The sequence below is a fragment of the Micromonospora sp. SCSIO 07396 genome, from assembly GCF_053667945.1.
The window spans coordinates 7,337,591-7,363,652 of the sequence record NZ_CM132210.1 but is presented as its reverse complement, the minus strand read 5'-3'; the positions used below and the strand labels follow the sequence as shown (position 1 = coordinate 7,363,652).

19 protein-coding genes are annotated in these 26,062 nt (G+C 73.8%); 8 read left to right on the top strand and 11 right to left on the bottom strand.

Going from position 1 to position 26,062, the window contains the following annotated elements; translation table 11 throughout:
* Nucleotides 1-53: 53 nt before the first annotated feature.
* Nucleotides 54-1,556 carry an amino acid permease gene (locus ACWCHM_RS32440; RefSeq protein WP_281902608.1) on the bottom strand — a complete coding sequence of 501 codons (1,503 nt, stop codon included), beginning with the start codon at nt 1,554-1,556 and terminating at the stop codon, nt 54-56.
* A 512-nt stretch (nt 1,557-2,068) separates the two neighbouring features.
* Here ACWCHM_RS32440 and ACWCHM_RS32435 point away from each other — a divergent pair.
* Both ACWCHM_RS32435 and ACWCHM_RS32430 read left to right on the top strand, forming a co-directional pair.
* Complete coding sequence (locus ACWCHM_RS32435; protein WP_454223239.1) at nt 2,069-3,763, top strand: glycoside hydrolase family 10 protein; 1,695 nt, start codon at nt 2,069-2,071, stop codon at nt 3,761-3,763.
* 171 nt (nt 3,764-3,934) lie between these two features.
* A complete protein-coding gene (locus ACWCHM_RS32430; protein WP_454221152.1) occupies nt 3,935-4,477 on the top strand; it encodes a phospholipase in 543 nt (180 codons plus the stop codon).
* A 63-nt stretch (nt 4,478-4,540) separates the two neighbouring features.
* Here ACWCHM_RS32430 and ACWCHM_RS32425 read toward each other — a convergent pair whose 3' ends face one another.
* Both ACWCHM_RS32425 and ACWCHM_RS32420 read right to left on the bottom strand, forming a co-directional pair.
* Nucleotides 4,541-7,369 (bottom strand): ATP-binding protein, encoded by a 2,829-nt coding sequence (locus tag ACWCHM_RS32425; RefSeq protein ID WP_204957622.1) that lies wholly within the window; start codon nt 7,367-7,369, stop codon nt 4,541-4,543.
* A 169-nt stretch (nt 7,370-7,538) separates the two neighbouring features.
* On the bottom strand, nt 7,539-7,766 hold the full coding sequence (locus ACWCHM_RS32420) for an FmdB family zinc ribbon protein (protein ID WP_204924783.1): 228 nt from the start codon (nt 7,764-7,766) through the stop codon (nt 7,539-7,541).
* A 56-nt stretch (nt 7,767-7,822) separates the two neighbouring features.
* Between ACWCHM_RS32420 and ACWCHM_RS32415 the strand changes: the two genes are divergently transcribed.
* The 3 genes from ACWCHM_RS32415 to ACWCHM_RS32405 all read left to right on the top strand — a co-directional run bounded on the left by ACWCHM_RS32415 (nt 7,823) and on the right by ACWCHM_RS32405 (nt 13,737).
* Nucleotides 7,823-9,235, top strand: coding sequence for a lytic murein transglycosylase (locus ACWCHM_RS32415; RefSeq protein WP_454221150.1), 1,413 nt, complete (start codon nt 7,823-7,825; stop codon nt 9,233-9,235).
* A 72-nt stretch (nt 9,236-9,307) separates the two neighbouring features.
* On the top strand, nt 9,308-10,324 hold the full coding sequence (locus tag ACWCHM_RS32410; protein WP_281903376.1) for a GNAT family N-acetyltransferase: 1,017 nt from the start codon (nt 9,308-9,310) through the stop codon (nt 10,322-10,324).
* A 140-nt stretch (nt 10,325-10,464) separates the two neighbouring features.
* Entirely contained in the window at nt 10,465-13,737 is a 3,273-nt protein-coding gene (locus ACWCHM_RS32405; protein WP_454221148.1) for a lamin tail domain-containing protein, read from the top strand.
* 56 nt (nt 13,738-13,793) lie between these two features.
* Here ACWCHM_RS32405 and ACWCHM_RS32400 read toward each other — a convergent pair whose 3' ends face one another.
* From ACWCHM_RS32400 to ACWCHM_RS32370, 7 genes are all read right to left on the bottom strand, one after another.
* The gene (locus tag ACWCHM_RS32400; protein ID WP_454221146.1) at nt 13,794-14,447 is read right to left on the bottom strand and encodes a helix-turn-helix transcriptional regulator; all 654 of its coding nucleotides are present in this window, start codon (nt 14,445-14,447) and stop codon (nt 13,794-13,796) included.
* Nucleotides 14,448-14,988: 541 nt separating this feature from the next.
* Nucleotides 14,989-15,972, bottom strand: a complete 984-nt coding sequence (gene hemB / locus ACWCHM_RS32395) for a porphobilinogen synthase (RefSeq protein ID WP_454221144.1) — start codon at nt 15,970-15,972, stop codon at nt 14,989-14,991.
* A 19-nt stretch (nt 15,973-15,991) separates the two neighbouring features.
* Nucleotides 15,992-17,572: a uroporphyrinogen-III synthase gene (locus ACWCHM_RS32390; RefSeq protein WP_454221142.1), complete on the bottom strand. Its 1,581-nt coding sequence runs from the start codon at nt 17,570-17,572 to the stop codon at nt 15,992-15,994.
* Nucleotides 17,569-18,537, bottom strand: coding sequence for a hydroxymethylbilane synthase (gene hemC, locus ACWCHM_RS32385; RefSeq protein WP_421490007.1), 969 nt, complete (start codon nt 18,535-18,537; stop codon nt 17,569-17,571). Before hemC ends, ACWCHM_RS32390 begins: the two co-directional genes overlap by 4 nt.
* Entirely contained in the window at nt 18,534-19,925 is a 1,392-nt protein-coding gene (locus tag ACWCHM_RS32380) for a glutamyl-tRNA reductase (protein WP_204957615.1), read from the bottom strand. Before ACWCHM_RS32380 ends, hemC begins: the two co-directional genes overlap by 4 nt.
* Nucleotides 19,922-20,692, bottom strand: coding sequence for a redox-sensing transcriptional repressor Rex (locus ACWCHM_RS32375; RefSeq protein WP_145921832.1), 771 nt, complete (start codon nt 20,690-20,692; stop codon nt 19,922-19,924). The genes ACWCHM_RS32380 and ACWCHM_RS32375 overlap by 4 nt, the downstream gene beginning before the upstream one ends.
* A 293-nt stretch (nt 20,693-20,985) precedes the next feature.
* A complete protein-coding gene (locus ACWCHM_RS32370) occupies nt 20,986-21,240 on the bottom strand; it encodes a glutaredoxin family protein (RefSeq protein ID WP_145921833.1) in 255 nt (84 codons plus the stop codon).
* A 708-nt stretch (nt 21,241-21,948) separates the two neighbouring features.
* Between ACWCHM_RS32370 and ACWCHM_RS32365 the strand changes: the two genes are divergently transcribed.
* The 3 genes from ACWCHM_RS32365 (at nt 21,949) to ACWCHM_RS32355 (ending at nt 25,050) form a co-directional block, all read left to right on the top strand.
* Nucleotides 21,949-22,980 (top strand): ECF subfamily RNA polymerase sigma factor, BldN family, encoded by a 1,032-nt coding sequence (locus ACWCHM_RS32365; protein ID WP_454221139.1) that lies wholly within the window; start codon nt 21,949-21,951, stop codon nt 22,978-22,980.
* 229 nt (nt 22,981-23,209) lie between these two features.
* Nucleotides 23,210-24,073 (top strand): DUF5667 domain-containing protein, encoded by an 864-nt coding sequence (locus ACWCHM_RS32360; RefSeq protein WP_421490005.1) that lies wholly within the window; start codon nt 23,210-23,212, stop codon nt 24,071-24,073.
* A 107-nt stretch (nt 24,074-24,180) separates the two neighbouring features.
* Nucleotides 24,181-25,050 carry an HAD family hydrolase gene (locus ACWCHM_RS32355; RefSeq protein ID WP_204958170.1) on the top strand — a complete coding sequence of 290 codons (870 nt, stop codon included), beginning with the start codon at nt 24,181-24,183 and terminating at the stop codon, nt 25,048-25,050.
* Between the two features lie 113 nt (nt 25,051-25,163).
* Here the strand turns inward: ACWCHM_RS32355 and ACWCHM_RS32350 are convergent, their stop codons facing one another.
* Nucleotides 25,164-26,018 (bottom strand): lysophospholipid acyltransferase family protein, encoded by an 855-nt coding sequence (locus ACWCHM_RS32350; protein WP_281903373.1) that lies wholly within the window; start codon nt 26,016-26,018, stop codon nt 25,164-25,166.
* Nucleotides 26,019-26,062 lie beyond the last annotated feature (44 nt).

Here is a 26,062-nt window from a genome sequence, read left to right as displayed (position 1 = left end):
GCGACGGCGGGGCGGGTGCCGGCCGGTGGTCCCGGCCGGCACCCGCCGGGCGGTCAGGCGGAGGCGGGTTCCTTGGCGTGCTCCTCGGCCTCCCGGACGGCCAGCCGGTTGTGCCGGTAGCCGTAGCAGAAGTAGACGACGCCGCCGAGCGCCATCCAGATCAGGAACCTGATCCAGGTCTCGACCGACAGGTTGAGCGTCAGGTACAGGCAGGCCAGCGCGGTGAAGATCGGCAGCACCGGGGAGAACGGTACCCGGAACGGCCGCTCCAGGTCGGGGCGCTTGCGGCGCAGGATCGGCACCGCGATCGAGACGATCATGAAGGCGCAGAGCGCGCCGATGCTGACCAGGTCGGCCAGGGCCGACAGCGGCAGGAACCCGGCGAGCACCGCCACCACGACCGTCATCACCGCCGAGATCCGGTACGGGGTCCCCCAGCGCGGGTGGATCTTCGCCACGGCGGGCGGGAGCAGGCCGTCCCGGGAGATGGCGAACCCGATCCGACCCATGGCCACCAGGTCGACCAGGATCACGCTGGTCAGGCCGGCGACGGCGGCGATGGAGACGAGCACCCCGGCCCAACCCGCGCCGACCGCGTTGAAGGCCGCCGCGATCGGGGCACCCCGGTCGATCTCGGTGTACGGCACCATGCCGACCACGACCAGCGAGACGCCGATGTAAAGCGCGGTGGAGATCAGCAGGGTCCCGAACAGACCCAGGGTCAGGTCCCGCTTGGGCCGCCGGGTCTCCTCACCCAGGTTCGCCACCGCCTCGAAGCCGGTGTACGCGAAGAAGACCACGGCGGCGGCGGTGAGCACCCCGACGAAACCGAAGACGGAGGGTTCCAGCCCGAACAGCGCCTGGGTGACCGGCTGCTTGATCCCGTCGTCGCCGGCACCGGCCGGCTCGGCAGGCGGGATGAACGGGGTGAGGTTGGCCGCCTTGACGAAGAACAGTCCGGCGACCACGACGAAGACGCAGACGCCGACCTTCACCAGGACCAGCAGGTTGGTGATCCGGGCCGACTCGCGGATGCCGACGATGGCGACCACGCCGAGCAGCAGCACGATGCCGATCGCCCCGAGGTTGACCACGCTGCCCTCCTCGGCGAACCAGGTGCTCGGCAGGCCGAACAGTTCGGCGAGGTAACCGGACCAGCCCCGGGCCACCACCGCCGCACCGAGCGCGAACTCCAGCAGCAGGTCCCATCCGATGATCCACGCGACGATCTCGCCCATCGTGGCGTACGCGTAGGTGTAGGCGCTGCCGGCGGTCGGCACACTGGACGCCAGTTCGGCGTAGCAGAGGGCGGCGAGCAGGGCGACCGCCCCGGCGATGGCGAACGAGATCACCACACCCGGCCCGGCGCTGTCGCGCGCCTCGATGCCGGTGAGGGTGAAGATGCCGGTGCCGATCACGATGCCGATGCCGAAGCCGGTGAGGTCGCGGGCCCCGAGTCGTCGTTTCAGACCGGGGGTGCCGTCACTGCCGTCGGCGTTGCCCTGGGCAACCACGTCCCTGATCGGTTTGGTTCGCAGCACGGACACTGCGCTCACCCCTCCCACCACCGCGACCGCCCTGCTGACAGCCGGTGCCGGGCGTTGCTACCCACCCCGACCCCGCCCCAATCACCACGCCCCCATCCACACCCGGTTTCCCACCAACCACTTTCGGTCACCCCCACCCGCGTCCCACCCCTTGCACCAGAACCCCAAGTATGAAAATTTCCTCCCATCCCCCCACCCACCCCGCCACTTCCCTCCACCCCCTCCCCTCCCCCTCCCCCACCCCCGCCGTCCCCGCCCTCCCTCGCCATCCCCGGTGATCAAGAGGTTTACGTCAATCCCAGCGCATCAGGTGACGCAAACCTCTTGATCAACTGACGCAAACCTCTTGATCACCGGGGGCGGGACGCCGGAGGGACCGGGGGGAGGTGGTAGGGCGGGAGGCGGAGGGGGCGGGGGAGGGGGAGGGGGCGGGGCGGTGAGGGCGGGTGAGGGCGGGACCGGATGAGGGGGAGAGTGTGGTGCGAAGGCTCGGGATCGGTGTGGTCGGGTTGGTGCTGGTGGTGGTCGGTGGGCTCGCGGCGAGCGGGCCGGCGGCGGCCACCGGCGGGGGAACCAGGGCGGCGGCCACCGGCGGGGGAACCGGGACGGCGGGGGCAGCGGCCACCGGCGGGGGTGGCGGGGCGGCGGCGGTCGGGCCGGCCGCCGGCAGCGCCACGGCGGGTGACGCCTGTGTGGTCGATCCGGCGGTGCCGAAGCGGCAGTTCCGGGCGATGTGGATCTCGTCGGTGGTGAACATCGACTGGCCGAGCGCGGGTTCCCGTACCGCCCCCGACCGGATCGCCGCCCAGCAGGCCGAGTACCGGGGCTGGCTCGACCTGGCGCAGCGGCTGCATCACAACGCCGTCGTGGTGCAGGTCCGGCCGACCGCCGACGCGTTCTGGCCGTCGCCGTACGAGCCGTGGTCGGAGTACCTGACCGGGGGGCGGGGACAGGATCCGGGCTGGGACCCGCTGGCCTTCCTGGTCGCCGAGTCGCACCTGCGGAACCTGGAGTTCCACGCCTGGTTCAACCCGTACCGGATCTCCATGCCGGCGCCCGGGGGCGCGGGCGCGGACCTGGGGCAGCTCGCCCCGGGGCATCCGGCCCGGCAGCACCCGGAGTGGACGTTCGCCTACCCGCCGGCCGGCGTCGCCGGCAGCCGGCTCTACTACGACCCGGGGGTCCCGCAGGTCCGCGAGTTCGTCCAGACCGCGATGCTCGACGCGGTACGCCGGTACGACATCGACGGCGTGCACTTCGACGACTACTTCTACCCGTACCCGAGCGGCAGCTACCAGGTGCCCGACGACGCCACGTTCGCCGCATACCCACGGGGGTTCACCGACCGGGCGGCCTGGCGGCGGGACAACATCGACCTGCTGATCCAGGAGATGGGCGGCCGGATCAAGGCGGTCAAGCCGTGGGTGAAGTTCGGGGTGAGCCCGTTCGGCATCTGGCGCAACGTCAGCGCCGACCCGGCCGGCTCGGACACCACCGGCAGCCAGTCGTACGACATCATCTCCGCCGACACCCGCAGGTGGGTCAAGCAGGAGTGGATCGACTACATCGTGCCACAGCTCTACTGGTACATCGGCCAGTATCCGGCCGCCGACTACGCCCGGCTGGTGCCGTGGTGGGCGCAGACGGTACGCGGCACCCGGGTGCAGCTCTACGTCGGCCAGGCGGACTACAAGAGCGGCGATCCGGCGTACGGCACGTACTGGATGAACCCGCAGGAACTGTCGGACCACCTGACGTTGAACCGGGCGTACCCGGAGGTGCTCGGCAACGTGCACTTCTCGGCGGTGCAGGTGCGGGCCGACCGGCTGGGCGCGACGAGCCGCTACGCCGCCGCGCACTACTCCCGGCCGGCGCTGGTGCCGACCATGGCGCAGCTGCCGGCGAAGCCGCTGCCGCGCCCGGTGCTCACCCGCGCCGAGCGGACCGCCGACGGGGTACGGCTGCGCTGGCGGCAGCCGGTGCCGGGCACCGCCACGTCGTACGCGGTCTACCGATTCGACGGGCTCGGGCCGGTCGACGGGTGCGACCGGGCCGACGCCACGCACCTGGTCGGCACGGTCCGGGCCGCCCCGGGGCAGCCGCAGTCCTGGGTGGACGACACCGCCGAGCCCGGCCGGGCGTACACCTACCAGGTGACCGCGTTGGACCGGGCGTGGAACGAGAGCGCCGCCTCGCCGGCCCGGGTGGTGCGCTGACCGGACGCGGACGCCCCGGGCGTCGCGACGCCCGGGGCATTCGTCTGTTTCGACGCATGTCACCAATACGTCGCCTCCGCCCCGCCCCACCGACCGGATATTGATCGAGACTGATCGAATTCCGGTTACCAGCCGGTGACGCACCGTACCGCCCATCCCGCGGAGGAACCCGTGTCCCGTCGTCTCGCCACCGCCCTCGCCGCCGGCGCGTTCGCCCTGCTCAGCGTGCTCGGCGTCGGCTCGCCCGCGTCCGCCGCGGTGAGCACCTCGCAGAAGCTCAGCGTGCTCAGCAGCTGGACCCAGACCAGCGCCAGCAGCTACAACGCCTGGAACTCCGGTCGCCTCAACCAGGCCGCCTGGGCCGCCTACGGTTTCGACTGGTCCACCGACTACTGCTCGTCGAGCCCGGACAACCCGCTCGGTTTCACCTTCAACCTCGCCTGCTACCGGCACGACTTCGGCTACCGCAACCACAAGGCGATGGGGATCTTCTCGGCCAACAAGTCCCGCCTGGACAGCGCCTTCTACGAGGACCTGAAGCGGGTCTGCGCCACCTACAACTCTGTCGTCCGGCCGGCCTGCACCAGCCTGGCCTGGACGTACTACCAGGCGGTCAGCATCTTCGGTTCGGTCGCCGCCGTCTCGCAGGCCGACCTCGACCGGGCCGCCCGGATGAAGGCCGACGCCGAGCGGGCCGCCGCCCGGCGCGGCTGACCCTGCCAGGGGCCGACACCCGACCTGTGGTGCCGTCCAGGGTTCCCCGGACGGCACCACAGGTCAGGCCCACTCCTCCCGACGGTCGGCCTCACGGTGGTGGACCGGCCTGGGCGTCAACGGGCCGGTCGCCCGGAACCGGATCGAGTCGGCCGCCAGGTCCGGATGCTCCACCGCGAACGCCAACGCCGCCGCCTCCTCCAGGCCCAGCTCACCACCCTCGCCGTAGGCGGCGTCGAAGGCCGCGTCACCGAGGATGCGCCGCAGCTCGGCCTGCTGCTGGAGCCAGTACGTGCCGTAGATGCCCGGGGTGCCGCGCAGCCGCGCCCGGGTCGCCTGGGCCGCACCGAACAGCCGGGCCGCCGTCAACGGCTCCCCGCCCAACGCGCACCGCACCGCCACCGCGTTCACCGTGTCGCAGGCCCGCCCGTGGTAGCCGTGCCCCATCCGGGCCCGCAACGCCACCAGCAGATGCTCGTGCGCGGCCACCAGGTCACGCCGGGCCAACGCCACCATGCCCAGCAGCATGTCCACCGACCGGTAGCCCCGCTCCACCGGCCGGGCCGCCTCCACCGGTCGGGCCGCCCCGAGCAGCTCCGCCGCCTCCGTCAACGCGCCCCGCCTCCACAGCAGCTCGGCCAGGTTGTAGACGGCCAGCAGGGCGTCCCCGCTGACCTCCAACTCGCCCGCCCAGTCGATGACCTCCCGGCAGACCCGCTCCGCCTCGGCGAACTGCCCCATGTCGACGAGCGGCACGGCCCGCCCGGCGAGCACCCGGGCCAGCAGCCCCGCGTCGCCGGCCTGCCGGGCCGCCGCCTCCGCACGCTGCGAGAACCGCAGCTCCTCGGCGAACTCGCCGTCCGCGCCGGCGTGCAGCGAGTGCAGGTGGTACGCCGCCGCCAGCTCCGCCTCGGGAATCGCCTCGCCGGTCTCGGCGATCCGCCCGTACAGCCGGAACAGCCACAGCCGGGCCTCCCGGGACAGCCCGCGCTCGCGCCACCACTGGTCCAGCCCACCGGCCAGCCGCAGCCCGGCGCGGGCGCTGCCCCTGGTGGCCGACCAGCGCAGCGCCGAGCGCAGCTCACCGGCGAGCGGGTCGACCGCGTACAGCGACAGGGTGACCGGTCGGCCGTCCGCCCCCAGGTGTGCCCGGTGCAGCGCGTGCTGGGCCCAGGCCACGTGCCGGTCCCGGGCGGCCTGCTCCTCACCGGTCTCGACCAGCCGACGCGCCGCGTACGCCCGGATCGGGTCGAGCATCCGGTAGGTGCTGCCCGAGGCGTGCGGCTCGGCCAGCACCATCGACTTGTCCACCAGCACCGACAGCGGGTCGAGCGGATCGTCACCGATCAACCACTCCACCGTGGCCAGGTCCACCGGCCCGGTGAAGACCGCCAACCAGTGCAGCAGCCGGGCCGCGCGGGGCCCCAACGTGCGGTACGACCAGGTGACAGTGGCCTGCATGGTGAGGTGCCGCTCGGTCGCCGACCGCTGCACCGCCCGGTGCGCCGGGCTCGGCGGCGTCTGGCCGGAGGCCGCGGCGACCAGGTCCACGGTGTCCTGCTGGTTGCCCGCCCAGCCCCGCTCGGGGGGCCGCTCCGGCACCCCCCGACCGGCGTCGAGGGTGCCCAGCATGTCGTCCAGCCGGGCCGCCAACTGGCCGGCGGAGAGCACCCGCAACCGGGCCGCGGCCAGCTCGATCGCCAACGGCAACCCGTCCAACCGCTGCACCACCCGACGTAGGTCCGCGGCCTCGGTCCACTCCGGCGGCCGCCCGCCCCGGGCCGCCGCCGTACGGTCCAGCAGCAGCGCCACCGCGTCGCTCTCGGTACGCCCCGGCTGCGGGTCGACCGCCAGCGGCGGAATCCGCCACACCACCTCGCCGGGCAGACCGAACGCCTCCCGGCTGGTGGCCAGCACCCGCAGCCCGCTGCCCCCGGCGAGCAGCCGCGAGATCACCTCGGCGCAGGCCGCCGGCTGGGCGTCACAGGTGTCCAGCACCACCAGCATCCGCCGGACGGCCGCGTACTCGACCAGGGTGTCCAGGATCGGGCGGCCCGGTTCCGGCCGGGCCCCGAGCACGGCGGCGATGGCGAACGCCACCAGCCCCGGGTCGGTGACCGTGGCGATGTCGACGAACCACACCCCGTCCGGGTACGCCTCCACCTGGCCGGAGGCCACCTCGACGGCGAGCCGGGTCTTGCCGGCCCCACCCGCGCCGACCACCGTGACCAGCCGCTGGCGGCGGATCAGCAGGTCCAGCTCCACCCGCTCGGTCTCCCGGCCGACGAACGAGCTGACCTGGGTGGGCAGGTTGTGCGCCAGCGCCTCGGCGGTGTTCGGGCGGGGGAACTGCCGTTCCAGCCCCGGCGCGACGAGCTGGAACAGCCGTTCCCGGTCGTCGAAGCCCCGCAGCCGGTGCAGGCCCAGGTCGATCAGGGTGGCCCCGGCGGGCAGCGGGTGGGCCAGCCGCTCGGTCGACGCCGAGCAGAGCACCTGCCCACCGTGCGCGGCGGCGGCCACCCGGGCGGCCCGGTGCACCTCGGGGCTGGCGTACTCGCCGTCGCGGGGCTCGGCGAAGCCGGTGTGCAGTCCCATCCGTACCCTCGGCGCGGCCTCCGGGTTGGGCCAGTCGTGGGTGGACAGCGCCCGCTGCGCGGTCAGGCAGGCGGTCAGCGCCGCCGACGCGTCCGGGAAGGCGAGGAAGAACGAGTCCCCCTCGGTGAGCAACTCCGCGCCGTCGGTCGCGGCCAGGGTGTCGCGCAGCAGCCGGCGGTGCTCCCAGAGCACCGGGCGGTAGTCGGACCCGAGCAGTTGGGCCAACCGGGTGGAACCTTCGATGTCGGTGAAGACGAAGGTCACCCAACCGCTCGGGAGGTGCATCCGTGGCGACATGCGTGGACCTCCGCCCCTGACGTCGGGTTCATGCTGCCCTATGGTCGACCGGTCACGCATCGTAAGAACGGTCGGGCGATATCAGACCCAAGGGGTCACTCATCCCGGCGTACCGGCCCGCCGAACCGTTACATCGGGCCGGTTGCGGTGCGGTCGGTGGCCGGCCAGGTCAACAGCCGCAGCCGCCGCCGCAACAACCACCGCCGGCGGCGGGACCCGCCGGGGCGCCGCCGGTGGCGGAGCCGCCCCCACGTCCGGTGACCGCCACGGTGGACAGCAGCTTGACCGTGTCGGCGTGACCCTGGGGGCAGTCGGCCGGCGCACCGGCCTCGGCCATCGGTCGGTTGACCTCGAAGGTGTCGCCGCAGGCGCGGCAGCGGAACTCGTACCGGGGCATGGGCCCACCCTACGGCCGGACCTGACTCCCCGGCCGACATGGGTGATACTCAAACAGTGGTGAGCGGCGAAGATTCGACGGAACGGCCCCTGCGCGCAGCGACCCCGCCCGAGGACGTGCCTCCCGCTCCGCGTCGCGGCTGGCTCCCCCGGCCCCGCCGACCCCGCCACGACACCCTCACCCCGCCGGCCGCCGGACCCGCCGCCGGTCCTCCCCCGGCCGCTGCTCCTCCGTCGGCCGCCGGGACGGACGCCCGTCCCGGGTCCGATGCGCCGGCCGCCCCGGGTGGCGGGACCGGGCCCGCCGAGCCGGCCGCCCCCGGCGCAGGGACCGAGCCCGCCGGACCGGCCGCGAGGACCGACGGGACCGCGAAGGCCGACGACGGGGAGGTTTCCGAGCCGGCCGCGAAGACCGAGCCGGCCGCAGAGACCCAGCCGGCCGCGGAGAAGACCGAGCCGGCCGCGAAGACCGACGGGACCGGGGAGAGCGGCACGGGCGACAGCGCCGCAGCCGGGGTGAAGACCGGTCGGCGGCGGCGGGTGCCGTTCGCCCACGCCGTCCGGCTGCCGCCGCCCCGGCAGGCGGTGGGAGCAGCGACCCGGGCCACCCGGGCCTGGTCGCGCCGGCCCAGCGGCCGGTTGACCCTCCCCGGCCTGTTCCTGTTCGCGCTGGTCGCGGCGACCGCCGCGGTCGGTGCGGTGGTGGTGCCGAGCGCGGTCCGGGCACCCCGGCCGGTGGCCGTGGACGACACCGCCTCCGCCGGCCCCGAGGCCCCGTCGGCCGGGGCGACCACCGGGGTGCCGGTGTTCCCGGGTGTCACCCCCACCCTGCCGCTGGGCAGCTTCCCGTCGGCCGGGGCCGTGCCGAGCGGGTCGGGCGTACCGCCCGCCGCCGGCCGGCCCGCCGACGCGCTGGGCGACTGGGCCCGGGTCACCGGCAGCAAGGCGGGCGTCTCCCCGATCGCCATGCAGGCGTACGGCTACGCCGAACTGGTGCTCGCCCAGACGAACCGGAGCTGCCAGCTGAGCTGGACCACGCTCGCCGCGATCGGCTACGTGGAATCCCGGCACGGGCAGGCCAACGGCGCGACCCTCGGGCCGGACGGCCGGGCCACACCGGAAATCATTGGTGATCCGCTCGACGGCAAGGGCGGGCGGTCCCTGATCCGGGACACCGACGGCGGGCTGTTCGACCGGGACACCGTCTACGACCGGGCGATCGGGCCGATGCAGTTCATCCCGACCACCTGGCAGCAGGTCGGCGCGGACGCCGACAACGACGGCCGCAAGGACCCGCACGATCTGGACGACGCGGCCCTCGCCGCCGGGAACTACCTGTGCCAGGGCGGCCGGAACATGACCATCCCCGGCGACTGGTGGGGGGCCATCCTCTCCTACAACGACGTACGCCGCTACGCGCAGGACGTCTTCGACAAGGCCCAGGAGTACGGGCGCGCAAGCCGTACGTGAGGTGATCGTTCGCATACATTGGCGGACCGGACACTTCCCCCGAAGAGCCGTTGACGGCAAGCTAGACGCGTGATGGTGCGCGAATGGGACCCCCGAACCGCGTCGTCCGCCGAGATCGGCTCCGTGCTGGACACGCTGAACGCGGTTCTCGCGGCCGACCTCCCGCAGGACCCGCCGTGGCGGGAGGATTCGCTGCGGGAGTACCTCTCCGAGGTGATGCCCGGCGAACGACGCATCTCCTGGGTGGCCCACGCCGATCCGCCGGCCGACGGGGGCCCCGCCCCGATCCTCGGGCACGTGCACGTGCTGCTGCTCGGTGACATCGGCGTACTGGAGGTGCTGGTGCACCCGGCGGTCCGTCGCAGCGGGCTGGGCCGGGAACTGGTGCGCACCGCAGCACGCCGGGTCTACCAGGAGGGCTTCCGGTCGATCGGGGTCGAGGTGGTCGGCGACACCCCGGCGATCGGCTTCTACTCGTCGCTGGGCTTCACCCGCGAGTACGTCGAGACCCGCAGCGTGCTCGACCTCGGCACGGTCGACTGGACGGCGCTGACCGAGATGGCCGCCGCTGTCGACCCGGGCTACCACCTGGAGTTCTACCCGGGTGGGCCGTCCGACGACCTGATCGAGGCGTACGCCCGGGCGAAGGCCGAGGTCCGCGACGTCGAGGACGGCGAGCTGCGCCCCAGCTCGTACGATCCGCAGCGGCTGCGGGACAGCCTCGACACGCTGCACCGGCGGGGCATGAAGCCGTACATCGTGCTTGCCCTGCACGAGCGCACCGGCACGGTGGCCGGCCTGACCGAGGTGGTGGTGCCGGTCCAGCACCCCACCCGCGCCGACCAGTACGACACCATCGTGACGCGTGACCACCAGGGCAACGGCATCGACCGGGCGATCAAGGCGCGGATGCTGCTGGAGCTGCGCTCCGCCGAGCCGGAGCTGACCGAGGTGCAGACCTGGAACACCCAGGCCAACGAGGTGATGCTCAAGGTCAACGCCGAGCTGGGCTACCAGCCCGACCGGGACTGGTGCGAGTACAGCGTGGACGTCGCCGAACTGGTGCACCGGCTCGACACCCACCGCTGAGCAGGGCGGCCGGCGGCATCCGGTCGGGGGCGTCGGGCAGCACTGTCGCGAATTCACCACATCGCCGCCCGAGGGATGGACGGCGGACAGCGACGCACCTTAACGTGCGTTGGTTCCCGTCCACCCATCGTGGAGGCCCCATGCGCCTGCGCCGCAGATTCGCCGCGCTCGCCACCGTCGCCGTCGTCGCCGTACCGGTGCTCGGCGTCGCTCCCACCGCGGCCACCGCCGCGCCCACCGACCTGTTCATCTCCGAGTACGTCGAAGGCTCGTCCAACAACAAGGCTATCGAGCTGTACAACGGCACCGGCGCAGCTGTCGACCTGACCGCCGGCGGCTACCAGCTCCAGCTCTATTTCAACGGGTCCACCACGGCCACCACGATCGCGCTCACCGGCACCGTCGCCACCGGGGACGTGTTCGTCTTCGCCGCCGCGTCGGCCGGCCCGGCGATCCTCGCCCAGGCCGACCAGACCACCGGCGCGAGCCTGTTCAACGGCGACGACGCGATCGTGCTGCGTCGGGGTGCCATCGTGCTCGACGCGATCGGGCAGGTCGGCGTCGACCCGGGCAGCGAGTGGGGCAGCGGGCTGACCAGCACCGCCGACAACACGCTGCGCCGGCTGCCGTCGGTGTCCAGCGGGGACACCGACCCGTCGGACGCGTTCGACCCGGCCGCCCAGTGGGCCGGCTACGCCACCGACACCTTCGACGGGCTGGGCGCGCACACCCTCGACGGCGGCGGCCCGGTCGACCAGCCGGCCGTGCTGACCTGCGGCGGGACGCTGACCATCGAGGCCGGCGCGACCGGCACCCGGGAGGTCACCGGCACCGACCCGGACGACACGGTCGTCGATCTGGCGGTCACCGCGGTCGCCCCGGCCCCGGCGGGCGGATCGATCAGCCGTACCGCGTTCACCCCGGCGACCGCGCCGGGTGGCACGGCGACCGCGACGGTCACCGCCACCGGCCTGCCCGCCGGCACCTACACGGTCACCGTGACCGCGACGGACACCGACGGCGGCACCGCCACCTGTTCGCTCACCGTGCAGGCCAACGGGGTGCTGTCGGTGGGCCAGGTGCAGGGCCCGACCCGCGACGACGAGAACCCGCGCACCGACCGGTCGCCGCTCGCCCCGCCCTCCGGTACCGGCACCAGCCCGCTGCTGTACGACGTCCGGGGCGTGATCACCCAGAAGTCGCTGGCCCGCACCTCGGCCGGTGCCGACCAGTACGGCTTCTACCTGCAGAGCCGCACCGGCACCGAGGACGGCGACCCGCTCAGCTCGGACGGGATCTTCGTCTTCATGGGATCCTTCACCACGCTGATCGGCGGCTACGCGCCGACCGTCGGCGACGAGGTGGTGCTGCGCGGCCGGGTGTCGGAGTACTTCGACCAGACCCAGCTCTCCGGTGCCTCGCTGGTCCGCCGACTCGACACCGGGCTCGACGTGAACACCGCCGTGACCGTGGACGACGCCGTCCCGCCGGCCGACGCGGCGGCAGCCGACCGGTTCTGGGAGCGGCACGAGGGGGCCCGGTTGCGGGTCCGTAGCGGCTCCGGCGTCACCGGTCCCCGGGACGTGTTCGGCTCCACCGCCGACTCCGAGGTGTGGGTGGTGGACCGGGCGGACCCGCTGCTCAAGCGGACCGACCCGTACGCCCGCCGGGTCTTCCGGGACGCCCACCCGCTGGACGACGTGCCGGGGCAGGTGTTCGACAACGGCAACGGGCAGCGCATCCTGCTCGGCGGTGGCGGCGTGAAGGCCACCGCCGGTGACTCGACGGCGCTGCTCCCGCCGGCCCGTACCTTCGACACCCTCACCGCCGACGCGTTCGGCGCGGTGTCGTACGGCTTCAGCAAGTTCAGCGTGCAGCCGGAGTCGCTGGCCCTGACCGCCGGGGTGGACCCGGCGGCGAACAACCCGCCGCGCCCGGCGGACCGGGCCCGGGAGGTCGCGGTGGCGACCTACAACGTGGAGAACCTGTACGACTTCCGCGACGACCCGTTCGACGGCTGCGACTTCACCGGCAACGCGGGCTGCCCGGGGGTGTCCCCGCCGTTCGACTACGTGCCGGCGGGCGAGGCCGACTACCGGGAGCACCTGTCGGAGCTTGCCGCGCAGATCCGCACCGACCTGCACGCCCCGGATCTGATCCTGGTGCAGGAGGCCGAGGACCAGGACATCTGCTCGGTCTCCGGCGGCAGCCTGGTCTGTGGCACCACCGACAACGCCGACGGAGCGCCGGACACCCTCCAGGATCTGGCGCTGGCGGTGCGGGCCGCCGGTGGTCCCGCCTACGCGGCGGCGTACGACCGGACCGGCGCGGACGCCCGGGGCATCACCTCGGCGTTCCTGTACCGCACCGACCGGTTGTCGCTGGCCGGGGCGAGCGCCACCGACCCGCTGCTCGGTTCCGCACCCACCGTGCAGTACCGGTCGGCGGGGCTGGCGTCCAACGCGGACGTGCAGAACCCGAAGGCGCTCAACGCGGTGCTGCCGGCCGACACCGACACCTCGACCGGCAAGGACGGCAACAACGTCTTCACCCGGGCCCCGCAGCTCGGCAAGTTCGTGGTGAAGGCGACCCCTGGCGGGTCGGAGTCCTACCTGCTGTACGCGCTGAGCAACCACTACTCGTCCGGGCCGGACACCCGGGTCGGGCAGCGCACCGAGCAGGCCGCGTACGGGGCGGCGATCGTCACCGCGATCGAGGCGGCCGACCCGGACGCCCGGGTGGTGTACGGCGGGGACCTGAACGTCTTCCCCCGCCCAGACGACCCGATCGCGACCGGGGCGAACCCGACCCCGTCGGACCAGCTCGGCCCGCTCTACCGCGCCGGCCTGCGTAACCTCTGGGACGACCTGGTGGCCGACGTGCCGTCGGCGGCGTACTCGTACAGCTTCCAGGGGTCGGCGCAGACGCTGGACAACCTGTTCGTCAACGACGCGCTGCACGCCGACCTGGTGCAGATCCGGGCCGCGCACGTCAACGCGGACTGGCCTGCGGAGTTCACCGGGGACGGCACCCGGGGGGCCAGCGACCACGACCCGCAGGTGGCCCGGTTCCGCAGCCAGCCGTCGCTGCGGGTGGCCGACGCGTCCGTGGTGGAGGGTGACCGGGGCAGCAGCACGATGACGTTCCAGGTCACCGTGTCCCGCCCGCTGTCCCAGCCGACCACGCTCTGTGCCGCCACGGTGGGGCTGACCGCGACGGTGGTGCTGGACTTCACCCCGTACGTCGGCTGCCGGACCCTGCCCGCCGGGCAGACCTCGCTGGCGTTCCCGGTGACCGTTCGCGGTGACCAGAAGCGGGAGACGGACGAGAAGATCGCCTTCGCGGTGGCCGGCCCGTTGAACCTGCGGTTCGCCGACCTGCTGGCGACCGGCACCATCACCGACGACGACTGAGCGTCGCGTACCTCCGACGGCCCGTCGGTCCGGCTTCCCGCCGGATCGGCGGGCCGTCACCATGGCGGGCGCACCACCCGGGGCGGCGGTGGCACGTTGCGGTACTTCGCCACCCGCACCTCCCACTGGCTCCGGCGGCGCATCGCGTCCCGGACGGCCCGGTTACGGTAGAACGTCTCCGGTGGCCGGGCGAGCCCGTAGACGTCCGCCCACCACTCACCCGGTTCCGGATCCAGAATCGTGTCCAGGTGCGACGGGTAGCGGCGGCCGGCACCGTCGCGGATGTCGTCGCGGTCCCGCATCGGGGTGAGCACCCGACCGAACTCGTCGACCACGGCCAGCCGGAAACCGGCCGCCGCGATGATCCGGCGCAGCAGGGCGATACTCGGGGTGAGCGCGCCCGCCTCGATCCGCCCGACCGTGCCGTGGTGCACCCCCGCCCAGCGCGCCAGTTCCCGTTGACTCGCGTCGGCACGCCGGCGGACCGCCCGCACGATCCCGGCCGCCGGCCACGGCAGGTCGTACGGTCTGCTGAGGAAGGTCGGCGGCTCGTCCCCTTCCCCGTCCGAAGCGGGAGGGGAGGTCGCACCCGGGGCGGGCAGGGCCGCGGGAGCCGGGCCGACACCCGGGGCGGGGTGAGACGCCGAAGCCGGACCCGAGCATGGGGTGGGGCGGGCGGCGGATTCGGGCGGCAGCGCGGGGTCGGTCATGTCGCCACCGTCGCGCCCGGCCGAACCCCGTCGCAACCCCGCCGTCATCACCTGTGGACAACGCCCAGGCCTGTGGAAAACTCGCTTCATTTGCGACCCGGCATCGATTACACAGGGTCACTTCACCGACCCGACCCGTCAATTACCGTGAGTCATGTCACCTCGGGCAGGGATCCACATCACCAAGATCCGCAAAAACAGCCTGAACAGCGGAAACGCCCAACCTCTCTCCACCCAGCCCTACTCCCCCTCGCACGCTTTGCTCTGCTGCCGAATCGGCGACAGGCACCCACGGTAAGCGTCGCATAGAGGGCAGCAGAGCAAAGCGTGCGAACCAGGGTGGTGGAGGGGGAGCCGAAAAGTGCGGAGAGTAACCAGATCGGTTGACCGCCGAGCAGGCGGTCGACGCCGATGAGGGACCAGCCACGCCGGCAGCAGGCGCCCGCCGACGGCGGCGGGGCCGGGGAGCCAGGTGCAGGGGCGTGGGCGAGGAGCCACGGCCACGGGCGTGGGCCACGGCGTCCGCAGCCCGCCCCCGCGATCAGTAGCGCTGGCGCAGCAGCTCGGCGGCCTCGACCGCCCAGTAGGTGAGGATGATCTGCGCACCAGCCCGACGGATCGAGGTGAGCGTCTCCAGCATCACCCGCTCGCGGTCGATCCAGCCGTTCGCGGCGGCCGCCTCGACCATCGCGTACTCGCCGGAGACCTGGTAGGCGGCGACCGGGACGTTCACGGCGGCCCGGACCGCCGCCACCACGTCGAGGTAGGGCAGCGCGGGCTTCACCATCACCAGGTCGGCGCCCTCGGCCACGTCCAGCTCGACCTCGCGCAGCGACTCCCGCAGGTTCGCCGGGTCCTGCTGGTAGGTGCGCCGGTCGCCGTCGAGCGCCGACTCGACGGCGTCGCGGAACGGGCCGTAGAAGGCGGAGGCGTACTTCGCCGCGTACGCCAGCACCGCCACGTCGGCGTGGCCGGCGGCGTCCAGCGCCCGGCGGACGACGCCCACCTGGCCGTCCATCATCCCGGACGGGCCGACCATGCCGACCCCGGCGTCCGCCTGCGCCACCGCCATCTCGGCGTACGCGGCCAGGGTCGCGTCGTTGTCCACCCCGCCGTCGGGGGTGAGCAGCCCGCAGTGACCGTGCGAGGTGAACTCGTCGAGACACAGGTCACTCATCACCACGGTGGCGTCGCCGACCTCGGCCACCACGTCGCGGATGGCGACGTTGAGGATGCCGGCCGGGTCGGTGCCGCCGGAGCCGGTCGGGTCCCGCCGCTCGGGCACCCCGAACAGCATGATCCCGCCGACCCCGGCCTGGACCGCCGCCACGGCCGCCTTGCGCAGCGAGTCCCGGGAGTGCTGGAGCACCCCCGGCAGCGACGCGATGGCCCGTGGCTCGGTCAGCCCCTCCTTGACGAACATCGGCACGACCAGCTCGGCCGGGTCGACGCGGGTCTCGGAGACCAGCCGCCGCACGGCCGCGTTGCGACGCAGCCGGCGGGGCCGGATCTCGGGGTACGGCATGAGGGGCCTCCCAGTACGGCTAGCGGAACCTGAGCGCGGTCGGCCCCTGCACCTTCGAACCCCGACGCTGCTTCGCCGGCATCGCGGCGAGCTTCTCACGCAGTTCGACGGCGTAGGCGGCCAGCGCCTCGACCAGGTCGGGCACCGAGGCGTGCGGCGGCTGCACGTCGACCCGCAGGCCGAACTCCGTCGCGGTCTCCGCCGTCTTGGGCCCGATGACGGCAACCACGGTACGCGCGTGCGGCTTCCCGGCGATACCGACGAGGTTGCGCACCGTCGAGGAGGACGTGAAGAGCACCGCGTCGAACCCGCCCGACTTGATCGCGTCGCGGATCTCGGCGGGCGGCGGGGCGGCCCGGACCGTGCGGTACGCGGTCACGTCGTCGACCTCCCAGCCGCGCTCGGTGAGCCCGGCGGCGAGCGTCTCGGTGGCGATGTCGGCGCGGGGCAGCAGCACCCGGCCGACCGGGTCGAGGATCTCGTCGTGCGGGGAGAACTCGGCCAGCAGCCCCTCGGAGGACTGCTCCCCGGCGGGCACCAGCTCCGGCTGGATACCGAAGGCGCGTACCGCGTCGGCGGTGGCCTCACCGATGCATGCGATCTTGACGCCGCCGAAGTGCCGGGCGTCGAGACCGTGCTCGGCGAACTTCTCCCAGACCGCCCGGACCGCGTTGACCGAGGTGAAGATCACCCAGGCGTACCGGCCGTCGACCAGCCCCTTGACCGCCCGCTCCATCTGGGCGGGGGTGCGCGGCGGCTCGACCGCGATGGTCGGCACCTCGCACGGGATCGCCCCGTACGCGCGCAGCCGGGCACTCATCGCCCCGGCCTGCTCCTTGGTCCGGGGGACGAGCACCTTCCAGCCGTACAGCGGGCGGTTCTCCCACCAGCTCAGCTTGTCCCGCTGGCCGACGCCCTCGCCGACGGTGAGCACCACCCGGCCGGTGAAGCCGAGCGCCGCCGCGACGAACGAGTCGACGCTCGACGTGGTGGTGTACTGCGTCTCGCCGGTGCCGTCGCCGGTCACCCCGACCCCGGTGGTGCCGTCCACCCCGGCGGCCAGCAGGCCGTCCCGCACGGCCGCGAGGTCACCGGCGTCGACCGCCAGCGCCAGCGACCCCCGGGCGACGGCGGCGGCGAGCGCGTCGAAGTCCAGCGTGCCGACGTCCTCGACGTCGGCGGCGGTGCGTACCCCGGGCAGCGGCACCCCGGCGTAGGTGGCGACGCCCTCGGCTTGGCCGACGCCCGGCACCACCTCGAAGTGCGCGGCGGTCCGCGCGACCGCCTGCACCTCCTTGACCACCGAGTCGTGGCCGAACGGGTCGCCGGCGACCAGGTGCACCGCGTTGAGCCCGGAGCGGGCCGCGCTGATGAGCATCTTCGCCACGTCGCCCGGTACGCCCTCGGCGGGGCTGAACTGGGCGTCGGACCGGGCCTGGGCCCGGACCACGTCGAGCAGCGTCTCGGGGACTCCCCGGTCGTAGACCACCTGGTCGGCGTCGACCAGGGCGTCGTGGGCCCGGCGGGTCAGCAGGCCCGGGTCACCGGGTCCGGCGCCGACGAACGCGATGCGGCCGACGGGCTTACGGGTGCGGGTCATTCTGTGCTCCCAAATTGCTGGGTCCCCGGGCCGGTGCTTCCTTCGTGGCCGAGGATCGAGTCGGCGCCGAGTTCGAGGAGTTCGGCGGCGAGTGCCTTGCCGATCTCCGCCGCGTCGGCGGGCGTTCCGGTGCGGGACAGCCGGAGGTCTCGCGAACCGTCCGGGCTGATCACCGCCCCGCGCAGGTAAATCTCGTCACCGTTCTCGCCTTCGGCGAGTTCGGCGTAGGCGGCGACCGGGGCGGAGCACCCGGCCTCCAGGGTGGCCAGCAACGCGCGTTCCGCGACGACCGCGGCCCGCGACGGTGCGTGGTCGAGCACGGCGAGCAGCTCGACCAGGTCGGAGTCGTCGGCCCGGCACTCCACGGCCAGCGCGCCCTGGGCGGGCGCGGGCAGCATGAGCATCGGGTCGAGCGTTTCGGTGATCACGTCGGTGCGGCCGAGCCGGGCCAGCCCGGCCCGCGCCACGACGACGGCGTCGAGGTCGGCGTCCGGGCCGAGCACCCGGGCGAGCCGGCTGTCGACGTTGCCCCGGATCGGGGTGACCTCCAGGTGCAGGCCGAGGGCATGCAGCTGGGCGATACGGCGCAGCGCCCCGGTGCCGACCACGGCCCCCGCCGGCAGCTCGGCGAGGGTACGCCCACCGGTGGCGACCAGCGCGTCGCGCGGGTCCTGCCGGGGTGGCACGGCCGCGACGTGCAGCCCGCTCGCCCCGGCGGTGGGCAGGTCCTTGTACGAGTGCACGGCCAGGTCGATGGTGCCGGCGGTCAACGCGTCGCGCAGCGCCGAGACGAAGACGCCGACGCCGAGGCGTTGCACCGGCGCGGACGACCGGTCCCCGGCGGTGACCACCTCGACCAGCTCGACGGCGCGGCCGGTCGCCGCGGTGACCGCCTCGGCGACGTGGCCGGACTGGGCCATCGCCAGGGCGCTGCCCCGGGTGCCCAGGCGCAGGGGGGTACTCATCGCTCACCTCCGGTGGGCGGCTGGTCGGTGTCGGTCGCCGGCGCGTCGGCGCCCCCGAACGGACCACGGCCGTCGACGGTCTCGACCACGTCGGGCACCGAGTCGACCCCGGAGGTCTGCGGCACCTGGAGGTCGAACAGCTCGCGCAGCAGCGCGGCGTACTGGTCGCCGCCCGGCTCGGCGGCGAGCTGGCGGACCCGGACGGTGGGCTGGTGCAACAGCCGTTGCACCACCCGGTGCACCGTGCGGGCCACCTCGGCACGCTGGTCGTCGCTGAAGTCGGGGCGACGCTGGGCGAGCCGGCGCAGTTCGGCGGTGACCACGTCGTCGGCGCGACCGCGCAGGGCGGCCACGGTGGGTGCCACGTCGGCTCCGCGCAGCCAGCTCAGAAACGCCTCGACCTCGGCGGTCACGATCCGGCCGACCTCGGCGGCGTCGGTGGCGGCTGGGCCGTCGGCGAGCAGGGTGGCCATCCGGTCGATGTCGATCACCTCGACGCCGGGCAGCCCGGCCACCTCGGGGGCGACGTCGCGGGGCACGGCGAGGTCGAGCAGGACCAGCGGTCCACGGTCGGGGTCGCGGCGGTCGAGCGCCTGGGTCACCACGTCGACGGTGAGGACCGGTTCGGTGGCCGCGGTGGCAGCCACTACGATGTCCACTGTGGAGAGCGCGGGGACGAGTCCGGCGATCGGGACGGCGTTCGCGCCGTACGACTCGGCCAGCCGGACGGCCCGGTCGGCCCCCCGGTTGGTGACGGTGAGCGGCCCGGCGGCCCGGCGGGACAGCGTCGCCACGCTCAGCGCGCCCATCGCGCCCGCCCCGACCACCAGGGCCGGCCGGCCGGCGAGGTCGCCGTCGAGCAGTTCGGCGGTGAGGTCCAGGGCTGCGGTGACGACGCTCTGGCCGGCCCGGTCGATGCCGGTCTCGGCGTGCGCCCGCTTGCCGACCCGCAGCGCCTGCTGCATCAGCTCGTGCAGCAGCCGCCCGGCGGTGTCCGCGCCGGAGGCCCAGTGGTAGGCGTCGCGGAGCTGGCCGAGGATCTGCGCCTCGCCGACCACCATCGAGTCCAGCCCGGCGGCGACCCGGAAGACGTGGTCGACGGCGGCCGAGTCGTAGTGCACGTAGAGGTGGCTGGCGAAGGCGGCGGGCGGCGCGCCGGCCTGCTCGGCGAGGACGGCGCAGACGTCGCCGAGACCGCCATGGAAACCGGACACGGCGGCGTACACCTCCACCCGGTTGCAGGTGGAGACGAGCACCGCCTCGGCGACGTACGGCTGGGCGACCAGGCGGTCCAGGGTGCGGGTGAGGTCGGCGGGGGCGACCGCCAACCGCTCCAGCGTCGCCACGGGAGCGGTGCGGTAGGACGCGCCGACGACGAGCAGCTTCACGTGCCGATCGCCTCCTGGGTGTCGGGGGTCGCGAGCCCGCCGGGCAGGGCGGTGAGGGCGGAGCCGCCGGCGGCGGGCAGCGCGGTCAACGACGCCTTGCGGTGCTCGTGGAAGGACAGGATCTGAAGCTCGATGGCGAGATCGACCTTGCGCACGTCGACCCCGTCCGGCACCGAGAGTACGCACGGCGCGAAGTTGAGGATGCTCGTGACGCCGACGGCGACCAGCTGCTCGGCCACCGCCTGGGCGGCCGGCGCGGGGGTGGCGATCACGCCGATCGAGATCGCCTCCTCGGCGGCGACCCGGGGCAGCTCGTCGACGTGCCGGACGACCAGCCCGTTGATCATCTCGCCGACCCGCGACGCGTCGGCGTCGAACAGGGCGGCGATCCGGAAACCCCGGCTGGCGAAGCCGTCGTAGCCGGCCAGGGCGTGACCGAGATTACCCACCCCGACCAGGGCGACCGCCCGGCGCTGGGTGAGCCCGAGCACGAACTCGATCTGGTCGATCAACAGGGCGACGTCGTAGCCGACCCCCCGGGTGCCGTACGAGCCGAGGTGGGAGAGATCCTTGCGGAGCTTGGCCGAGTTGACCCCGGCCGCCCCGGCCAGCCCCTCGCTGGAGACCGTCTCGTGGCCGGCGTCGGCGAGGTTGTGCAGGGCGCGGAGATACTCGGGGAGCCGTGCGACGGTCGCCTCCGGGAGGTCCGGGAGCGCCGGTACGGCACCGGCGCGGCCGGGCGCGCCAGGGTGACGGTGCTGACTCATGAGACTCCGTGCGGTGCGATCCTCGGCCGGCTCCGGTGCCCGCCCGTTGGGGGACCCCCGCCGGTGACCGGGCGAGCCGGCCGTGCTAGCAGGGCGCGTCGAAACTACAGAGTAGGCGCTTGTGAAGACGTGCACAAATCGCGATCTTGCTGAATCGCGGCCGCCCTGCACCTGCTCCCCCATCCCACAAGATCGATCGGGCACGCCAGCGGTGCCGCCGCGCGATTATTGCGCAATCCCGACTTCTCTCACCAATCGCGCTCGCTCGATGACCCAGCGTGATCCACGCCACCCTAGAGCTGGGGGGTGGTCAGGTCGCGCAGCAACCGCTCCTCCTCCACCCGCCAGTAACCGTGCTCCTTGCCGTCGAGCAGCACCACCGGCAGTCGGTCGCCGTACTCGCGCTCCAGCTCGACGTCGCCGGTGACGTCCTTCTCCACCCACCGGTCCCCGGTGACCGCCACCACCCGGTCCAGCGCGGCCTTGGCGTCCTCGCACAGGTGGCAACCGGGCCGGGTGATCAGGGCGAGCCGGGCGGCAGTGGACATCGGGACCTCCGGGTGAGGGCGGCCGGAGTCGGCCGCGACGGGGATGCGCACGGTGGCGGACCGCTGCGCACCGGTGCCGGATGCCCGGCGGCGGGCCGGGCCCACCCGCCCAGTCTCGCCCGTCCCCCGGTGCGGCACACCCGGGACGGCCGAGCCGGTCGCGCGGTGGCTGAGTCTGACACGCCGTCGGCCGCCCGGCCAGGCCCACACACCGGACGGTCACGCAGCGTCGACCGGACCACCCGATCGGGGCCGGCGCAACCACCCGCGCAGCCGCGCCGGGCGGACCTGTGGACACTGCCCGGCGGACCGGACGCGCGGGGCCCCGGCGGCCCTCCACCACCCCCCTGGGCTGCAATTTCCACCAGGGAACAAGCCGTGACGTGAAAGTCAACCGACCACGACGGACAACCGGTCCGCCAGGGGTCGGCGAGCCGGGCAAATACTTTGGCCCTGTGTAACGGACTTGGCACACGCGGGTGACGTTGGCCCTATCATCACTCGGGTCGGCTCACCCCATTTGCCGTGAGTCGACACCCCTCAGCCCGAGGAGGCCCCCGTGCCTGTGCGCGCATTGGACCAGCACCTCAAGGGGATCTGCCGCGCGTCGGCACCCCCCCACACGGCCCTGCCCGTCCGGGGCAGACCCGGCACGGCGGCCGTCCACCGCCGTCCGGTCACCGTCGTGACCCGCTGCGGGGAGGCCCGGTGACCGCCTTCGGCTACCCGGATCGTCCCACCGGACTGACCGGGCCGACGCCCCGGGCCACCGTCAACGAACGGCTCGACCCGGCCCGCCCGGAGGCGACGCCCCGCCGGCCGCACCAGCGTCCGCACCCCAACGAGGCGGCCCCCCGGCCCGCCGCCCCCGGCGGCAACGCCACGCCGGCCGGCCGGGTGACCTCCCACTCCCGGCCCCCGATGCCGACGCAGACCCGACGGATCGGTGAGCCTCCCGCCGTCACCGACCCGGCCGGTGGGGAGACCGCCGTGATCCCGGTGGTGCCGGCCGACGACACCGCCGTCATCCCGGCCGTGCCCGCCGACGACACCGCCCTGATCCCGGCCGTACCCGACGGGCCGCCGCCGGCGCCGGCCGCCGAGCCGGCCGGCACCGCGGCGACGCCCGCCGGCACCTCCCCCACCGGCTTCCCGAGCCGCCCCGACCCCTCCGACCCGGCCACCGAGGTCTGGACCCTGGTGGAACGGGCCCAGGCCGGCGAGGCCGAGGCGTTCGGCCTGATCTACGACCGGTACGTCGACACCGTCTTCCGGTTCGTCTACTTCCGGGTCGGCAACCGGCAACTGGCCGAGGACCTCACCTCGGACACCTTCCTGCGCGCCCTCAAACGGATCGGCAGCTTCACCTGGCAGGGCCGCGACCTGGGCGCCTGGCTGGTCACCATCGCCCGCAACCTGGTCGCCGACCACTTCAAGTCCGGCCGCTACCGGCTGGAGGTGACCACCGGCGACGTGCTCGACGCCGACCGGGAGGACCGGGGGCCGGAGGGCAGCCCCGAGGCCGCGGTGGTCGAGCACATCACCAACGTCGCGCTGCTCACCGCCGTCACCCGGCTCAACCCGGAGCAGCAGGAGTGCATCGTGCTCCGCTTCCTCCAGGGCCTCTCGGTGGCCGAGACCGCCCGCGCGATGGGCAAGAACGAGGGAGCGATCAAGGCGTTGCAGTACCGCGCGGTCCGCGCGCTGGCCCGGCTGCTGCCGGACGGATTCCAGCCCTGACCTGCAGCGACGATCACTCTTCGTGATTTCGCTCCCGACCGCCCCGTAACCGGGGCCCGGCACGGAGCGTTTCTCCGGGTGCGGCCGGTGGTTGTCCGGCGCCCCCGGACCCGTCCCGGTCCGGAGCAGCGCCGCCGACCACGACCCTGGTACGACGGTGCACGCCGCCGCCGGTCGCGTGGAACCACCGCGGCCGACCGGCCGTGACCAGCGAGAGGGGGTGCCTGCGGTGGACAGCGACCTTTTCTCCCGTCGTCGGGCCGTACGCTTCGCCCAGCTTCTCGACGAGGCCAACGGCGGCCGACGCCACCACGTCCGGTCCCGTGCCGACGACCAGCTCACCAGGCTCGTGGCGGTCGGGCAGCGACTCGTCGCCGAACGACCCGACATCCAGGTGGACGTCGAGTTCCGCGCCGGCCTGCGGGCCATGCTGGTGGCCACCGCCGAACGCGAGCACACCGCCGAGGCGGTCACCGACGGCACACCGCAGGCCACCGGCCGGGGTTCCCTGCTGGGCGGGGCGACCGCCCGACGGGCCCGGGCCCGGGGTGCCATCCTGGTCGGCATCGCGGCCGGGGCGGTCGCCGTCTCCGGCATCTCGGCCGCCAGCGAGAACGCGGTGCCGGGTGACGCCCTGTACGGCATGAAGCGCTCCACCGAACGCGCCCAGCTCGCCCTGGCCAGCTCGGACGTCAGCCGGGGGCAACTCTTCCTCGACTTCGCCCGGACCCGGCTCGACGAGGCGGCCACGCTCCGCGACGACGCGACCGGGTTCAGCGCGGTCCTCGACGACATGGACGCCGACACCCGCCAGGGCGTACGACTGCTCACCGGCGGTGCCGTGCAGCACGGCGATCCGGCGGCGCTGGACGCGGTGAACACCTTCGTCAGCGGGCAGCGCCGGGCGGTCGGTGGCCTGCTCGACGGGGCCGGCGTCGCCGAGCGGGACCGCACCCGGCAGTCCCTCGCCCTGCTCGACGCCATCCGCAAGCGCTCCGACGCGCTGCGTACCGCGCTCGCCTGCGCGCTGCCTGCCCCGGTCGGCAGCGACGCCCTCGGCCCGGTGCCCGGCACCTGCCCGACCTACCGCTGACCGGCGACGGAGCCGCACACCACAGTTCCCGCGCCGGCCGGTCGGCCACGGTCCGCGCCGGACTAGGCTCGATCACGCAGGGCCGCTCGTCGCAGGGAGGTGCCATGATGGCCGACACCCGCAGGGTCACGGTCAGCACCGACGCCCACGGGCACACCACCGGCTGGGCGGAGGCGACGGCCACCGGGCCCACGCCGACCCACTCCCGCGCCGCCGCGTTCTTCGACGTCGACAACACGATGATGCGCGGCGCGTCGATCTACTGGTTCGCCCGGGGGCTTGCCGCCCGCCGCTACTTCACCACCGGTGACCTGGCCCGGTTCGCCTGGCGGCAGGCCCGGTACCGGCTGCTGGCCACCGAGCACGCCGGCGACATGTCGCAGGCCCGGCAGGCCGCCCTCGCCTTCGTCGAGGGCTGGCGGGTCGACGCCGTCGAACGGCTCGCCGAGGAGATCTTCGACGAGTTGATGGCACCCCGGATCTGGGCCGGTACCCGTCGGCTCGCCCAACGGCACCTCGACGCCGGGCAGCGGGTCTGGCTGGTCAGCGCCGCGCCCGTGGAGATCGGCCGGGTGATCGCCGCCCGGCTCGGCCTGACCGGCGCGATCGGCACCGTCGCCGAGGTGGTCGACGGGGCCTACACCGGTCGGCTGGTGGGCGAGCTGATGCACGGGCCGGCCAAGGCCGAGGCGGTCACCCAGCTCGCCACCGTCGAAGGGCTCGACCTGCCCCGCTGCACCGCCTACAGCGACTCCTGCAACGACCTGCCGATGCTCACCACGGTGGGACGCGCGGTGGCGGTCAACCCGGACGGCGCGTTGCTGCGGGTGGCCCGGGAACGGGGCTGGGAGGTGCGGGACTTCCGCACCGGTCGCCGGGCCGCGCGGATCGCCGTACCGTCGACGGCCGCGCTCGGGCTGCTGGCCGGCGCGGTCTCCGCCGGTCGGGCGCTGCACCGACGTCGCCGCCCGGCCTGACCCGGACCGCCGCACCGCTGCCGGGGGCCGGGGGCCGGGTTCGCCGCACCGCTGCCCCGGGGGACCGGGCCGCGCAGCACTGCCCCGGGGACCGGGCGGTCGGCGGCGTGGGCTCAGGGGCCGAACGGGTCGGGGCGGCGTTCCAGCAGCTGGTGCAGGGTCTGTTGGATGGTCTCCCGGACCTGGTCGGCGAGGTTGAACACGACGAGCGGGTCGTCCGCCGAGTCGGTCAGGTGGGCGGTCGGGATCGGCGGGCAGAACTCGATCAGCCACTTGCTCGGCAGCGGCACCATGCCCAGCGGCCCCAGCCACGGGAACGTCGGGGTGACCGGGAAGTAGGGCAGTTTGAGCAGCCGGGCCAGCGGCTTGATGTCGGCCAGCATCGGATAGATCTCCTCGCCGCCGACGATGGCGACCGGGACGATCGGGGTGCCGGTGCGCAACGCCGCCGAGACGAAGCCGCCCCGACCGAAGCGTTGCAGCTTGTAACGGTCGGAGTAGAGCTTGCCGATGCCCTTGAACCCCTCGGGGAAGACGCCGACCAGCTCACCGTTGCCGAGCAGCCGCTCGGCGTCCGGGTTGCAGGCGACCGTACCGCCGGTCTTGCGGGCCAGCTCGGAGACCACGGGCATCCGGAAGACCAGGTCCGCGCCGAGCAACCGCAGGTAGCGGTGGGCGGGATGCTGGTCGTGCAGGGCCGCGGAGAGGATCAGCGCGTCCAGGGCCACCGTGCCCGAGTGGTTGCCCACCACCAGGCCGGCGCCGTCGGCGGGCACGTGCTCCAGGCCGGTGACCTCGGTACGGAACCAGTCACGGTAGAGCAGCCGCAGCAGCGGGTGGAAGACCGCCCCGGTCAGCTCCGGGTCGAACCCGAACTCGTCCACCTCGTACTGGCCGGACAGGCGGCGGCGCAGGAACGCCAGCCCGGAGGCGACCCGACGGTCCCACGGGTCACCAGGCCGCTCCACCCCCGGCGAGCGCCCACCCGCCGGATCGGAGGCGGCCGGACCCG

Bases quoted from the DNA above. Each gene is read 5' to 3' on its own strand.
- ACWCHM_RS32425 (WP_204957622.1), bottom strand. From the start codon at position 7,369: ATGTCGCCACGGATGCACCTCCCGAGCGGTTGGGTGACCTTCGTCTTC.
- ACWCHM_RS32420 (WP_204924783.1), bottom strand. From the start codon at position 7,766: ATGCCCCGGTACGAGTTCCGCTGCCGCGCCTGCGGCGACACCTTCGAG.
- ACWCHM_RS32410 (WP_281903376.1), top strand. From the start codon at position 9,308: ATGGTGCGCGAATGGGACCCCCGAACCGCGTCGTCCGCCGAGATCGGC.
- ACWCHM_RS32405 (WP_454221148.1), top strand. From the start codon at position 10,465: ATGCGCCTGCGCCGCAGATTCGCCGCGCTCGCCACCGTCGCCGTCGTC.
- ACWCHM_RS32400 (WP_454221146.1), bottom strand. From the start codon at position 14,447: ATGACCGACCCCGCGCTGCCGCCCGAATCCGCCGCCCGCCCCACCCCA.
- hemB (WP_454221144.1), bottom strand. From the start codon at position 15,972: ATGCCGTACCCCGAGATCCGGCCCCGCCGGCTGCGTCGCAACGCGGCC.
- ACWCHM_RS32390 (WP_454221142.1), bottom strand. From the start codon at position 17,572: ATGACCCGCACCCGTAAGCCCGTCGGCCGCATCGCGTTCGTCGGCGCC.
- hemC (WP_421490007.1), bottom strand. From the start codon at position 18,537: ATGAGTACCCCCCTGCGCCTGGGCACCCGGGGCAGCGCCCTGGCGATG.
- ACWCHM_RS32375 (WP_145921832.1), bottom strand. From the start codon at position 20,692: ATGAGTCAGCACCGTCACCCTGGCGCGCCCGGCCGCGCCGGTGCCGTA.
- ACWCHM_RS32370 (WP_145921833.1), bottom strand. From the start codon at position 21,240: ATGTCCACTGCCGCCCGGCTCGCCCTGATCACCCGGCCCGGTTGCCAC.
- ACWCHM_RS32355 (WP_204958170.1), top strand. From the start codon at position 24,181: ATGGCCGACACCCGCAGGGTCACGGTCAGCACCGACGCCCACGGGCAC.